This window comes from Flavobacterium gelatinilyticum, from assembly GCF_027111295.1.
Lineage (GTDB): Bacteria > Bacteroidota > Bacteroidia > Flavobacteriales > Flavobacteriaceae > Flavobacterium > Flavobacterium gelatinilyticum.
This window is the reverse complement of sequence record NZ_CP114287.1, coordinates 36,426-52,103: the sequence shown is the minus strand read 5'-3', so window position 1 is coordinate 52,103 and position 15,678 is coordinate 36,426. Positions and strand designations below refer to the sequence as shown.

Here is a 15,678-nt window from a genome sequence, read left to right as displayed (position 1 = left end):
CAAGCATTAGTCCCAGTATTCCGATTAAGGAGTAGTAAAGATAGTAAAAAAAGTATTACATCCAAATAAAAATGAATAAAAATACACATAGTATCCAGAGAGTTTTTTTAGAGATCGATACCCGCTCTATGACAATGGCTGATTCCATCAAAAATAATCTTGCCGTGTTTCTGCAAAATGAGCTGTTTCCTATTATAGAAAAACAATTTAACGGCATTCAAAATATTGAAAATCAAATTATTCAGATAGAAAAACTTGATATTTCGATTCAGTCTGATATTCATAAAAATGATACTTTTTTAGCTTCTAATGAAACAAAAAATGATATAAAAAACCGCATCGAAAAAGAGGTTCAAAAGACATTAAATGACCTAAAAAAACGGGATCAGAGCCACGTTGAAAATGAGCATGAAAATGGTACAGAATGGAAGACGATTTCACCCAAAGATAAAGAGGTAAAAACACTCCTTTACTTTATAGAAAACGGCCGCATGCCCTGGTGGATTACAAAAGAAGCTGAAAAAAATTTCTTAGAAAAAATCAATCTGAAAAACCTTAAAAATAACACATTCAGCATTCCATTTCGTCAATTAATTCATCAGAAAAACGTACAGAAACGAATTATCAATCAGTTTTCGAATGAGCAGATTGTATTTTTCAGCTCGAAATCAAATGAAAAAACAGCGGTTGAAAATAATATTTTATTAAAAATACTAAATAAGAAATCGCACGATTTTAAATCATCGTTCTGGTATTCTTTTTTTTCTGTTCTGGCAGATAAAAAACAGTCAGAACTTATTTGGTTTTATATTGAAAATGAGGCTCTTTTTCAATCAGAAAAAATGGTTTTCGAAGTTTATTTTTTAAACCTGAAAACATTCGGAATCCCTGATTTTTCAGATGAAGAACTACAGAAAATAAAAGAAGACTATTTGTTTTTTAAAAAGAAAAACACAACTGAAAACACAAATTTAAAAATCGAAAAAGAAACTCGTTTTTCAGAAGAAAACCAAACCGGCATACATCTTGAAAAAATAGAAAATACAACCGGAATTTCAGCAGAAACCAATTCAGTAAAAGAGAAATTTAATGACGAATCCAGAGATAAATCCGAAGAAAAAAATCGAACGAAAGAGGAAAACATTTCAGATTTAAAACCGGAAACGAAAGCAGTAAAAGAGGAATCAAAAATTCCAATTGAGGCAAAAAAACTGACTGCAGCCGAAAAGATTCAATTAAAATCAAAAACCGAAAATCCTGTAATAAAAGATCCTTCAATTATACAAAACAAAGACGAAAACAACTTCAAAGAGAGGAATTTCGAACAAAATTTACAACAAAACGATCCTGCATTTCAATCCTGTTATGTGCAAAACGCCGGATTGATTATTCTGCATCCTTTTCTAAAAGAAATGCTGAAAAAATGCAAAGTGATGAATGAAAATAATACGCTTTCAGACAAAGAATTAGCAGCACATATTCTGCATTACGCTGCCACGCAAAAAGAAAGTGATTATGAATATACGATGCTTTTTGAAAAGTTTTTATGCGGTATACCGCTTCAGGAAACCATTCGAAGGGATATACAAGTAAATGAATATCAAAAACTTCAGGTCGAAGAAATGCTAAAATCTGCTGTACAGCACTGGAAAGCTTTAAAAAACACCTCGACCGGAGTTTTAAGAACCGAATTCCTGCAGCGCGAGGGCAAATTCGACTGGAGCGAAACAAACCCAAAACTGAGCATCGAACGAAAGACACAAGATCTTTTGCTCGAAAAAATTCCGTGGAATATCAGCGTTGTCAAAATTCCGTGGATCGAAAAATTAATCTATACCCAATGGTAAAAAAATACAGCTATGAGAGCATTTGAACAACGAAAAAAAGACATTCCCGGAAACAGCAGTTTTTTCAGCTCTAAGGTTCAGAAAAAACTAAAAACCGGTTCTGCAGGAGATAAATACGAAATCGAAGCCGATAAAACAGCAGACAAAGTGGTGAACAATACGGCTTCTAAAGGTCTCTTACAATCGAAAGCAGATGAAGAAGTACAGCAAAAACCTATCTCTGAAACTATCTCTACAGTTCAGTCTAAAGAAATGAAGGAAGAAGAACCGGTACAGAAAAAAGAAAAAGAAGAGGAAAAGCCCGTACAGAAAAAGTCTGCCAAAGAAGAAGAAAAACCTGTACAGAAAAAAGGTAAGGAAGAAGAAAAACCGGTTCAGGCGAAATGTGAAGATTGCCAAAAAGAAGAAAAAGTTCAGAAAAAAGACCAGAAAGAGGAAGAAAAACCGGTTCAGAAAAAAGCTCAAAATCAAAATACGGAAATTCAGAACAATGATCTGGAAGGAAAACTTGATAGTTCGAAAGGCGGCGGCAACGGTCTGGACAAAAAAACAAAAAACGAAATGGAATCCGGTTTTGGAACTGATTTCAGCAATGTAAAAATCCATACCGACAGCAGTGCCGTGCAAATGAGTCAGGAATTGGGCGCTCAGGCTTTTACCAATGGCAGCGATGTGTATTTTAATGAAGGTAAGTACAATCCGGATTCTAAAGAAGGAAAACATCTGCTGGCACACGAACTCACACATACAATTCAGCAGACAGGAATGGTTCAAAAATCGACAGAACAAAATCTTGTATCCGAAGACTTAGAAGCCGCTCGTTTTAAAGGCGATTACAGATTAGAGCAGACACACGATCGTTTGGATCGTCTTTCAACGGGATCTAAAGGAGGATCTGTTCAAAAAGTCCAGTCCGGATTACTTGATCTTGGTTACGATCTTCCAAAATTTGGTGCTGACGGTGATTTTGGCAGCGAAACCAAAGCTGCAATTCTTGATTTTCAATCACAAAACGATCTGACTTATGACGGCATTGTAGGCGGGCAGACCATTGGGCGTCTGGATGATTTGTTTATTGGTAAAGGAAAAGGGAATAAAAAGAAAAAAACGCCACCTAAGATTGTTTGTGATAAAACTACTGAGTTTAATTTTTCATCAGACCCTGTTGCTTATCATGATTTCAAAGCGACTGATGAGTGCAAAACTTTTGCAATTACACTTACAACAACTAAAAATAAAAAAGCAAATCCGTGTCCGGCTTACCTGGTTGAAATTACAAATTCTGACGGAAAAACAGTTAGACCGGAAGAACCAGTTGCGGTAGGCAGCACACACTTATTCAATTTCACGGCACCAACAAAAGGCAGCTATACAATATTCTGCAAAACCATTTATTCATGTGGCGCAAATGCATTTAAAGGTACCGGAAAAGTAATCAGAATAACACCATAAACAGTCTATGTCAGCATTTAGTCAAAAATCAAAATCTCCCTCCTCCAGCCCATCCGCTTTTAGTCCAAGACGCGGAGAGGATTTTTTTGGTGTTCAGGCAAAACTAAATATCGGGAAATCGAATGATAAATATGAGGTCGAAGCCGATAAAGCTGCTGATACGGTCGTCTCAAATAAAAAAAATACGTCTGCCGAACCGCTGGTATCTACATCTGTTGCTGTACAGCCAAAATTAAAGGTGGTTCATAGCAAACAAATCAAAACTCCGGATACCTTTTTTACGCCTTCTCCCCTTCAAAGTAAAAAGAAAAATGAGGTTCAGAAAAAAGAAAATCCGGAAAAAGAAATCCAGAAAGAATCAGAAACTAAACAAAAATCAGTCGTTCAGCTAAAAACTGAAAAAGAAGAGAAGGTTCAGAAAAAAACCGATTCTCTTAAACCAAAAGAAAAAGTTATTGCACCGCAATCTGTAATACAGCCGAAAAAAGAAGAAGAAATTCAGGCTAAAGAAGAAGAGGAAATTCAGACCAAAGAGGACGAAAAAGAAGTACAGATGAGCGCTTCGGCAGATGCAAATCCATCAGATTCTTCGAATCTCGAAAGCACCTTAAACAGCACTAAAGGCGGTGGTGCTCCTCTTTCAGGAAAAGTAAAAACCGAAATGGAATCGGGTTTTGGAACTGATTTCAGCAATGTGCGTATTCATAATAACACAACTGCTGTTCAGATGAATCAGCAATTGGGTTCACAGGCTTTTGCAACCGGAAACAATATTTATTTTAACGAAGGAAAATACAATCCGAATTCGCGCGACGGCAGACATTTACTGGCACACGAATTAACACATACCATTCAGCAGGGCGCTTCAATTCGTAAAAAAGCAGAACCGGTAACTCCAGCTCCTGAAATGATTCAGGGTTCATTCCTTGATCTTGTTCCCGACTGGATTATCAATCGCGCGCGTCACGTTCCGGGATATACACTGTTTACCGTAATTATAGGATACGATCCGCTGCGTCAGGTTAATGTCGAGCGTACTCCAATTAATCTTGTTGAAGGCTTAATGGGACTTATTCCGTTTGGAACCGCCATATTTGACAAATTGCAGGAATACGGAATTCTGCAAAAAGTTTTTGACTGGGTACAGGGAAAATTGAGCGAATTGGGATTAACTGTCGACAGTATTTTAGATATGGTAGAAGATGTCTGGAATGCAGTATCTTTTCCTTACACGGATATTATTGATCTGATTGTCGAAAAATTCAATGAAGTCGTTAACCGAATCACATCTTTTGTAAGTGCAACTGTCGATCAGGTGATTACCTGGATCAAAGAAGCCCTGATCGATGTTGCTGAACCTATTCTGGCCGAAAATAAAGCCTGGTCTTTAATCAAAAAAATCATAAAATACGATCCGCTGCGCAATCAGGAAGTCAGCGCCACAACGGTAGAAATTCTCGAAGATTTCTTAATCCTGATAGGTAAAGAAACCGAGCTGGAACAAATGCGTGAAAAAGGCACACTGCAAAAAACCGCAGACTGGCTTGATACTCAGGTAGGCACTTTCAACTCACTTTTAGGCGAGCTGCGCAGTCTTATCACAGCAGCCTGGGATGCGATTCAACCTTCGAATTTGGCAAACATTGCTGATAATCTTTTGGCTCTTGCAACACAGGCAGGCGCATTCCTGCAGCGCGTTTGGGATTTTGCTTCCGGCGTAGCTCTTAAAGTATTGGAACTCGTTAAAGATTCCTTACTGGGATGGCTGTCGGCTCAGGCTGCTTCAGTTAGAGGCTATTCGCTTATAAAAGTTATTATAGGCCGTGATCCATTTACGGGTGAAACCGTGGCAAGAACGGTTCCCAATCTTATTAAAGGTTTTATGAGTCTGATGGAAGGCGGCGAGCAGCAATATGCTCAAATGGTCGAAACGGGAGCCATAGCCAGAATTGCGGGTCAGGTCGAAGCTGCAGTTGCGGCGCTGAATATGACACCTGCCTCTATTATAGAGCTTTTTACAGATCTCTGGAATTCGTTTACCATCAACGATCTGATTAATCCTATTGATGCTTTTACCCGAATTATCGAAAAATTCGGTGAACCAATAGGGCGTCTGATTGCTTTTGTAGCAGAGATTATACGAATCGTAATTATGGCGATTCTGGAAATCATGAATTTCCCATTCGATCTCATCGGGAACATCATAAGCCGTGCTATGCAGGCCATAGATGACATCAAAAAAGATCCTATTGGGTTCCTTAAAAATATACTCCGCGCCATTAAGCAGGGATTTGTTCAGTTCTTCAGCAATATTGTAAACCATTTAATCAACGGTGTAACGGGCTGGTTAATGAGTGAACTGAAAGATGCCAATCTTCCTGTTCTGACTGATTTCTCATTAAAAGGTGTGATTTCGTGGGTACTTGAAGTTCTGGGAATCTCAATGGAAAAAATATGGGAGAAACTCGCTGCGCATCCTAGAATTGGTCCGGCACGTGTGGCGAAAATCCGCGGTATGATCAATACGCTCGAAGGTATCTGGACATTTATAAAAGATGTTCAGGAACGCGGTATGGCGGCAATCTGGGATAAAATTCAGGAACAGCTCAGTAACCTTTGGAATACCCTTTTGGATTCGGTTAAAAACTTTGTGATGGAACGCATCGTCAACCGAATAACGGCCAAACTGCTGAGTATGTTAGACCCAACGGGAATTATGGCGGTCATAAACGGTGCTATGGCACTGTACAACGCGATTGAAAGTTTTGTAAAATACCTGCGTGAAATGCTCGAAGTAGTCAATTCGTTTGTTAATGGTGTCGCCGATATCGCCAAAGGAAATGTCACCACAGCGGCCAATTATCTCGAAAGAACTATGGGCGAAGCAATGCCTATTGTTATTGGATTCCTTGCCAATCAGGTTGGTCTTACCGGAATTGGCGCTAAAATAGGCGAAATGATTATTTCAGTACAAAAAATGGTTGACGAAGCATTGACATGGCTGGTGAATAAGGCTGTTGATACGGGAATGGCGATGCTGGACAGATTGATGGGACGAAACCAGCCGGAAGCGACATCAACATCAGGTCCAATTGCGGGAGCTTTAGCTGAGATTGATTCTGAAGGAGAAAAAGAAAAAGATCAGGGAGAAGTCACTTCTGATGAAGCTCAGGCAATAAAAAATAAAGTCAATAGAGATCATTCATCGGTAATTGATATTTCATCAGTTACTGATGCAGGTGAAAACTGGAAGTTTAATTATATTCAAAAAAGTGAAAAAACTATTTCGAAGACCACTCCTAAACCTCCTCCTGCAGAACTTCCGGCTTTTCAAAATGGAGTTTTAGGGACTTCTTTTCATGCAAAATATATTACGAATGATCCAAAACAAACGCCGCCTGGTGAGGATGCAAGTTTAAACAACGGGGAATCTTTAGCAGGCTGGAAAAAATTGCAAAATTTCATTGTAAGCGGCGGAAAAACCATTGAAGACAAAAATGGAAAATTAATAAAAGTTGATGCTTCTGTTCGAGAAATTGGCAACTATGTCAAAATGCATTTATTACATGATGGCTTGGGTGGAAAAGCCACCGATTCTAATCTTGTTCCTACGAAATCATCTGTAAATACAGAATTTTATAACAAAATGGAATCTGCGGCTGTTGCTGATGTAAGGTCTGCCGGGAAAAAAGTATTATGGTATGATGTTAAAGTAACATTTCATGACCAATTTCCAACAGAGGGCGTAAAAGATATTGAATATCATGGTTATCCAAGAACTGTTGTCGCTGAGTATGGATATATGAATCATGATCCGAATACAAATACCTGGAATCCAAGTCCTGCTGCCTCAAAAAAATTCAGCAAAGGAAACATTGAAATTCCTGACTTTGGAAAAGCAGAAGACCGTAAGTTTAACCCAAATACCGAAGGTTGGAATATTCTGATGGCTATGGAAAATTTTGATTTATTTCCTGATTATCATCTAACAGAAACAATGGCAAGATTTATAAATGATGAAAGGCGAAGAGGCAATTTTACAAGCTACAGCGGTGGTCCAGATTCTTTTGTAGAAAGAATGAATACCAGAAAAGCAGGCAGGCCAAGAGCTGTTGTGAATGTTCCAAGCGATTTTAATAAAGCAATGCAGTTAATCGCCAGCCTTCATTCAAAAGGCAGGTTTATAATCTAATGAATTATGAAAAAGAATATTGACGAACTATCAGAGTTGATTTATCAAAAAAAGACCGATGAGTTTTTAAACAAAATCAAAAATGTAAAAAAAACAAGTATTGATGACTTTAGCAGTACTGATGCCGCCCTAATTCATATAGCTGCCTTAGTAGAAGATTCTGAAGTTATAATAGAAACCCTAATTGAACAGGGAAGCAATGTTAATATAAAGGATTACAATGGAAACACACCGCTCATTCACGCCGCAAATTACAATTGTCCCAATAATATTAAAACCTTGCTGCAAAAGATGGCTGATTTGTCTTTATATAATGATGAATTGAACAATCCTTTACAAATAGCATGTTCTGGAAACAATTACACTATTTCAAAAATATTAATTGAAAATAAAGCAAATGTTAATGCTGATAATGGTAATCTGAAAACACCATTGATAAGAGCAGTCGAAGCTGACGCCAGTTTTGAATTAATAGAATTTCTTTTAAATCACGGAGCGGATATAAATTATGGAAATGGAAACGGAACACCTTTAATGTTTGCTATATCACACAAGAATATTAATGCAGTAAAATTTCTTATAAGTAAAGGAGCAAAGATAGAAGGATATAAAAACAGAGCTGGTGAGGACACTTTAACCTTTGCTCAAAAAGTGGGAAATACCGAAATCTTGGACTTCTTACATATCCATCTAAAAAAATAGTATTACAACAAACTCCATTGACAAACCACCAAAAAACGAATCTAACCTTTAAAAAACCGTAATCATGCAAAAAACATTCTACAAAAAAGAACTCGTTATTAAAGCACCGCAACAACGAAGAGGTACCAGTAACAACAAAAAAGACGTTGAAAAAATCCAGTCCTGGCTCAATTTGTATTCTATGCAGCATCCAAGTTCTGGAACTGCAGCGGGTATCGACGGGGATTTTGGACCGGCAACCGAAAAAGCGGTTCTGAATTTTCAAAAAGCCAATAACGTAACTCAAAACGGAATTGTCGATCAAAAAACATTTGATCTGCTCGTATTGCCGCTAAAAAAAGCTTTTGAAGATCCGGTGCAAGGCAGTAATCTGAGAGAATTGGTAGTAAACACAGCCAAAAATCACCTTAAAAATCATCCTTTTGAACTTGTAATTCATAATCAGAGCAACAGCGGTCCGTGGGTGCGAAGTTATATGGACGGCAATGAAGGAAGTGACTGGTTTTGGTGTATGGGATTTGTTCAGGCAATTATCGATCAGGCAGCTTCTGTACAGGGAAAAAATTTCAAAACTCTTATGCCTTTAACATACAGCTGTGATACTGTGGGAACAACCGGACTTCAGAAAAAAATACTCACACGTTTCCAGACAGCCCGAACTAATCCTTCATTATTAAAACCCGGCGATATATTTCTGCTTCAAAAAACTACAAATGACTGGTTTCATACCGGAATTGTAACGGCCATTAATGGCGATCTTATCGAAACAATCGAAGGAAATACTAATTCGGATGGCTCTCATAACGGAAACGCGGTTATGAACAGAATTAGAAATTACAAACAATCCAAAATAGACTTTTTTTCAATTGAAGCATTAGTATAAAATGGAAAACGTATTCACCCTTCTCAAAAACCAATTTACATTTCAGCTTGATATCCTTTTTCAGGCCGAAAATCCAACGGCAAAACCGATTCTAAGTGCAGTTGATGACAACAGTTTTATAAACGAATTTATCATCGAAAACACCCTTTCAGAAACGGATGCGCTTTTATTGGCATTGGGACTTGTACCGCACATTAAACCGGATTTTTTGAGTTCTATCATGGCCGAGTATCTGCCAAACGGCGGTGAACTTCCGGAGTTTGGCGGCATGAAATCAAAGAATCACCGAGGTATACTGCCAACGGGTGAAACGGCTCAATTTTTATTGGCTGGAAATGATCTTGAAGAACGGATTGCTTTTTACAATTACCTTCACAATCAGTCTTATTTATATCAAAAGGGAATTATCAAAATAGAAACCGTTCCAAATGGCGAACCAAAATTAAGCGGTCTGCTGATTCTGGAAGACGAATACATTGAAAAATTCATTACTGGAAAAATCCTGAAACCGCAGCTCAGCAGTATCTTTCCTGCTCAGCTGATCGAAACACAACTCGACTGGGACGATCTGGTACTGAATTCTTCTACTCTAAATCAGATTAAAGAAATAGAAACCTGGCTGAAATTTAATGATATACTGCTTCACGAGTGGAACATGAAAAGTAAAATTAAGCCCGGTTTCAGGGTAATGTTTTACGGTTCTCCCGGAACCGGAAAAACCCTTACTGCTTCACTTTTGGGAAAATACACCAAAAGAGACGTCTACCGAATAGATCTTTCTATGGTAATTTCTAAATACATTGGCGAAACCGAAAAAAATCTTTCATCATTATTTGACAAAGCCGCCGACAAAGACTGGATTCTGTTTTTTGACGAAGCAGATGCGGTTTTTGGAAAAAGAACCAATGTTCGCGATGCTCATGATAAATATGCCAATCAGGAGGTTTCGTATTTGCTGCAGCGCATCGAAAATCATCCGGGTTTGGTTATTCTGGCTTCTAATTTCAAAACTAATATCGATACGGCTTTTACCAGAAGGTTTCAGTCTATAATTGAGTTTGATGTACCGTCGTATAACGAGCGTTTACAGCTTTGGCAGAACAACCTTCCTAAAGGAATCAAAATTGCTGAAGATGTTAACCTGAATGAGCTTTCTAAAAAATATGATATTACAGGTGCCAATATTGTCAATATTATTCAGTACGCTTGTCTGCGGACTTTAGAGGACGAAAATGAAAGCATTAAGCTGCATCATCTTATTCAGGGAATTAAAAAAGAATATGCTAAAGAAGGAAAAATGATGTGAACTGTTTTTGAATAAATGAAAATTTAGCAGCTGTAAACCAGAATACTATAAAACTGACGGTGGTTAAAATTTTAATTTTATCTCTATAATACTTCTTAATTCAGAAGTTAAAAAAGGATAATATTAATTAAATTCAACTAGTATGGCAACTGATAAATACACCAATTACGAAGAAGATAATCGTAATGATGCGGCTGAAATTCAAAATACAAATAATCAATACCGCGAACCGGAGAATGAATATGCTTATCAAGAACAGCAGCTAAGCGATAACGAATATCTGGACAACGAATTTTCTAACTCCCTTGATCGCGATGACGAAGAGGATCTGGACAATGATGAGGATGATTGGGATGAAGAAGATGATCTCGATCAAGATGATCTCGATCAAGATGATCTTGACGATGATCTTGTAGAAGATTACGATGAAAATGACCGTGAACCGGAGGAGCCTGAGACTTTTGCGGATGACGGTTACAAAATCGATTAATAAAATAGTAACAGATTTCAATCCATTGAAAAATTGACCGTTACATTTTGAGTTAGTATCAAAAAGGGATGTTCCTTTCGAGACATCCCCTTTTTTTATTTTATACAAGGTAATTGTAAAACATTTGCATTTAAAGGCTGTTCTACTTTCCTTTCCAGTTTTTCATTGTTCAGGATAATATAAACTTCCATTGAACCCGTTCCTACTTTTAGTGCCAGAATATGACCGCCGTATGCATCAAATTTATCATTGGTTGCTACTCCGTGAATGTGCAGTGAAGGTTTATCGCCGCTCCAGGCTATTGATCCTGTCAGGCTTCCCATTTCTACCTTATTGAACGTTTTGGGATTGAATTTCTTCTGGCTGAAATCATAAAAACCAAAAGTAACTTCCTGCGCAAAACCAATTCCGGTAAAACTCGCAGAAAGTATTTTTTGTTCTTTAGCCAGATTTTCAATTTCGGCCAGAACATTATCACCTTCACGTAAAACCATTAAATAGCCTTGTGAAGTTTTGGTATAGCGGCACTTCTGGTTATCAGTGGTTTGCTGTGCATGAGATAAATTTACTGATAGGAACAACAAACATCCTATTACAATTTTTATAGACTTCATAATTTTAAAAATTTATTACAGCCCTAAATTTACGCTTTAAATATCAAAAAACTACTGTAAATAAACCTCGAATAACTGATTTTTTTGAGTTTCGATATCATATTCATAGACCTTTTCAATGCCTAAATCGGCACTTTTTTCCGTTGAATGATTAATTGGTGTTTTAACAGCGAACACTGAATAAAACGGATTTGGATTTATCTTGTCGTTCTTTACTTCTTCTAAACCGGAAGAAAGCGGCAAAGGCGAAAAAGATCTTAATCTGCAGTTACCGCCCAGATGCGATACAATTTGAATGTATTTTAATTTACCCTTTTCCCATTTCATTTCTTTGATTTCAAAGCCGCCTCTGGCACGCAGTCCTTTTACAAAACCATCTTTCCATTCTGAGGGCAATGCCGGTAATAACTGAATAGCACCGTCATGACTCTGCATAAGCATTTCGGCAATTCCGGATGTAAAGCCAAAATTGCCGTCAATCTGAAAGGGCGGACAGGCATCAAGCATATTCGGATACGTACCGCCGCTGTCCGGAAATTCTCCTTTAACAGGAAGCACCGCCGGACTAATCTGATTTTTAATCAAATTAAGCGCGTGATTCCCGTCCTGAAGACGTGCCCAAAGGTTTATTTTCCAGTTCATCGACCAGCCTGTTGAAGGATCGCCTCTGTGCAGCAGTGAAGTACGCGCCGCCGTAAAAAGTTCCGGAGTGCGATATGGCGAAATTTGTCCAGAAGGAAATAAGCCGTAAAGATGCGAAACGTGCCTGTGATGATCATCCGGATTGTCCCAGTCCTCCATCCATTCCTGCAATTGTCCAAAACGGCCAATCTGCATAGGTGCCAGTCTTTCTTTTACTTTTTCAAGAGCTGCAATAAATTCGGCGTCCCTATTCAAAATTTGTGCTGTTCGTATGGTTTTAGAAAATAAATCAAACAGCAGCTGGTTATCATGTGTGGTTCCGGCTGCAATTAAAGTCCATTGTTTTCGAATTGAATACGGAGCATTTTCAGGCGATATAGAAGGCGAAACTACCAGCCATTTGTGTGCAGGTTCTTCAATAAGAAAATCCATGTAAAACTGCGATGCTTCTTTTAAAACCGGATAAACCGATTTAAGAAATGCCGTATCACCGTTATACAGGTATTTCTCCCAAAGATGCTGCGATAGCCACGCCGACCCCATAGGCCAGATTCCGGTCTGCCCGTCAATTGCTCCGGTCATTCGCCATATATCCGTATTATGATGTGTAACCCAGCCCTTGCTGTTGTACATATTTTTAGCAGTTTCACGCCCAGTTACCGAGAGGTCTTTGATCATTTCCATAAGAGGCTCATGCATTTCAGGAAGATTGGTTACTTCGGCCGGCCAGTAATTCATTTCTGTATTAATGTTAACGGTATACTTGCTGTCCCAGGCAGGATCGAGTTCGTTATTCCAAATTCCTTGTAAAGTCGAAGGCTGACCGCCAGGTTGCGAGGAACAAATGAGCAGATAACGTCCAAACTGAAAATACAAAGCTGTAAGTTCCGGATCTGATGTTTGGGGAAATTCCTTAATACGCAGATCAGTTGTTTTCTTTGATTGTGAAGAAGAGCCAAGATTAAGAGAAACCCTTCCGAACAGATTCTTATAATACTGAATATGTTTGTGCTTTAATGATTCATAACTTTGTTTTTGTGCTTTCTTAAGATAAGATTCGGCAATTTTTGAAGCATTTCCCGAAATATCATTGTACTTTTTAAAATTAGTTCCCGTAGAAAGAAATATTACAGCCGAATCGGCTCCGGAAACTTCAAGTGATTTAAGAGATGCTGTAACTTTTCCTCCCTGCGGCATTACTTTCACTTGTGTTTCAAAAGCTACCTGCCCTTTAATTCCTTCATGATCAGAACCAAGTCCTTTCATCAGCAATACATCATTTCCTTTAACAGCATAATTTACACTGCCTTCCCGGTGCAGTTCCAATGCAAAATGGAGCTGATTGGGTTTATCCGAAGAAATTTTAATTACCACAACCTGATCTGTAAACGAAGTAAAAACCTCTCGTTTATATTCAACATCATCCACCTTATAAATTGTCGTGGACAGCGCATTATCAAGATTTAGTTCTCTTTTAAAATCAGTGTATTTTTCATGTCCGGGAAATTTCAAAAGCAATTCTCCGGCGGTTTGATACGGCATGCCGTGAGCACCTTGTGTTATAATATCTTTGCAGGCAAGTTCCTCAGCTTCTGTATATTTTCCGGCAAAAACCAAATCCTGAATCTTTTTTAACGATCCTGCCGTTTTTGGATTATCGTTTCTGTAAGGTCCTCCTGCCCAGAGCGTACCTTCGTTTAACTGAATAATTTCATTGACAGGCTGTCCGTACACCATCGCTCCTAACCTGCCGTTTCCTAATGGCAGGGATTCGAACCATGAACTGGCCGGATGATCATAAAAAAGAATATTTTCCTGTCCGTTTATACAATTTAAAGGCAAAACGGCGAGAAGAAAAATTAGTGAAAACTGGTGAAATTTGGCGGTCATTTTTAGTAAAGTTTTATCTTATGGTAATAATGACTACAAGTATAAACAAAATTATGTTTAGAACAAAAGCAGAATTCTGTTTTTATGTTTTTAACACACGCAAAATCAATATCTTTTGAACCCCTATCCAACAAAATCCTTCAAATCTTACTTTTTTATTCCTCTTTTTACAATCCTTTCCAAAATAATTTTACCTTTCCTCCCAACCTTTTCCATTTAATTATTCTCTATATAAAGTAAAAATCGCTTCGATACTTTTCATCAACATTAGTAAACATCCTGACTTCTATATGAAAAAACTAATACTGTTTCTGATACTTCTTATTTCGTTTAAATCCTCTTCGCAGGAACTGGAAAAACCCGGCGATATTAGAGTCATCAACCGATATCTTTCGATAGTAAAAACAGACACAGGTTTTGTTTTTATTGGACCTGAAGGGCAAAAATCTAAGGAATTCAAAAAGGTATGTGTAAAAAACGAATATTATATAGACACAACTTGCAATAATCCAGCATTCATGGAGGAATTTGCATGGAAAAATCCTACCGGAGAAAAAACACCCCAAAGAGGAAAGCATGTACTGGATTTGATGAAAGAATTGAAGTTTATTGATGACTATTATTTTTCCGGATCTAATGAACTGACACCAGATGATATAAAAAGAGAATTTGTCGATGAATACGGTTCTGCTGTAAAAAATAAGAAACATGCGTTAATTAAAAATAATGGCGAATTTTTAACCGATTTAAAATATACAAATGGTTTTTATGATCGTTATTCGGATCCTGTGGATAATTATTATTTTAAAAATAAAGCACTTATTTCAGTATTAATTGATAAAACCACAGGAAATGAGTTAATTACAACAAAAGACAGTATAGCTCATTATTATTCCCCGGGTAATTATGTCTTAAAAAATAAAAAAGACGAATATCATTTAATGCATAATGGGCAAAAGCAAAAAATACCGGAAGATTTTAAATTCCTGATTAATTATCCGCCAATTGAAAGCACCATTTTTACTTACAATAATGGCTTTTTTGACCTGAATGGAAGAAAAATAGAAAGTGATTTACAACCTCAAACTAATTTCTACAAAGGACAATGCATTGTAAAGGAAGTTATTAAAGAGAAACAACGGTATAATTATTACGGCGAACCCATTCCGCAGAAGGAAACACGGACCATTAAAATTGTTAATGAAAAATTAGAAACCGTTAAGATTCTTCCTGAACTAAAAAATGTGTATGGCTATTTTAATAAATACGGACAGACCGTTGTTTCTAAAAGATATTATAATCAAAGAGATCCAAATGTTATCAATGAGTTTGTCATTGATTACAACGGAAACGAAATAATCCCGACATCAAAAATCGACAATAGAATTACCCAAGTTTATGAAGGTTTGTATTTAATTGAAGATCAAACCTATGAACCCACAAAAGAAAGATACCTGAAATACAACTTTTACAATCAGAAAGGCGAAAAAATCATCAATGACAAAACTATTAAACTGATAAAATACCTCGGTTTTAAAAAATCAACTGACAGAAATTATTTTACCTCATACGGAGAAATCTATATTATACTCGATAAAGAAAACAATATTTTAGATTCATGTTATTAATAATCCAAAAGAATAAGTCTTTTAATGTTTTT

At 37.3% G+C, this 15,678-nt stretch carries 10 protein-coding genes; 8 read left to right on the top strand and 2 right to left on the bottom strand.

All coding sequences use genetic code 11. The features are described 5' to 3' along the window. Positions 1-71: 71 nt before the first annotated feature. The 7 genes from OZP11_RS00190 (at position 72) to OZP11_RS00160 (ending at position 10,872) form a co-directional block, all read left to right on the top strand. Positions 72-1,847: a contractile injection system tape measure protein gene (locus OZP11_RS00190; protein WP_281233226.1), complete on the top strand. Its 1,776-nt coding sequence runs from the start codon at positions 72-74 to the stop codon at positions 1,845-1,847. A gap of 12 nt (positions 1,848-1,859) precedes the next feature. Further along, the gene (locus OZP11_RS00185; RefSeq protein ID WP_281233225.1) at positions 1,860-3,299 is read left to right on the top strand and encodes an eCIS core domain-containing protein; all 1,440 of its coding nucleotides are present in this window, start codon (positions 1,860-1,862) and stop codon (positions 3,297-3,299) included. Between the two features lie 7 nt (positions 3,300-3,306). Further along, positions 3,307-7,491, top strand: a complete 4,185-nt coding sequence (locus tag OZP11_RS00180; RefSeq protein WP_281233224.1) for an eCIS core domain-containing protein — start codon at positions 3,307-3,309, stop codon at positions 7,489-7,491. Positions 7,492-7,497: 6 nt separating this feature from the next. Then, positions 7,498-8,193: an ankyrin repeat domain-containing protein gene (locus OZP11_RS00175; protein ID WP_281233223.1), complete on the top strand. Its 696-nt coding sequence runs from the start codon at positions 7,498-7,500 to the stop codon at positions 8,191-8,193. Between the two features lie 64 nt (positions 8,194-8,257). Beyond that, positions 8,258-9,076, top strand: a complete 819-nt coding sequence (locus OZP11_RS00170) for a peptidoglycan-binding protein (protein ID WP_281233222.1) — start codon at positions 8,258-8,260, stop codon at positions 9,074-9,076. 1 nt (position 9,077) lies between these two features. After that, positions 9,078-10,382 carry an ATP-binding protein gene (locus OZP11_RS00165; RefSeq protein WP_281233221.1) on the top strand — a complete coding sequence of 435 codons (1,305 nt, stop codon included), beginning with the start codon at positions 9,078-9,080 and terminating at the stop codon, positions 10,380-10,382. A gap of 142 nt (positions 10,383-10,524) precedes the next feature. Further along, a complete protein-coding gene (locus tag OZP11_RS00160; RefSeq protein WP_281233220.1) occupies positions 10,525-10,872 on the top strand; it encodes a hypothetical protein in 348 nt (115 codons plus the stop codon). Positions 10,873-10,967: 95 nt separating this feature from the next. On the opposite strand, the gene OZP11_RS00155 is transcribed toward OZP11_RS00160, so the two are convergent. Continuing rightward, entirely contained in the window at positions 10,968-11,486 is a 519-nt protein-coding gene (locus OZP11_RS00155) for a PPC domain-containing DNA-binding protein (protein WP_281233219.1), read from the bottom strand. 51 nt (positions 11,487-11,537) lie between these two features. Then, positions 11,538-14,018, bottom strand: coding sequence for a glycoside hydrolase family 95 protein (locus OZP11_RS00150; RefSeq protein ID WP_281233218.1), 2,481 nt, complete (start codon positions 14,016-14,018; stop codon positions 11,538-11,540). A gap of 290 nt (positions 14,019-14,308) precedes the next feature. On the opposite strand from OZP11_RS00150, the gene OZP11_RS00145 reads away from it, so the two are divergent. After that, positions 14,309-15,646 carry a hypothetical protein gene (locus tag OZP11_RS00145; RefSeq protein WP_281233217.1) on the top strand — a complete coding sequence of 446 codons (1,338 nt, stop codon included), beginning with the start codon at positions 14,309-14,311 and terminating at the stop codon, positions 15,644-15,646. Positions 15,647-15,678 lie beyond the last annotated feature (32 nt).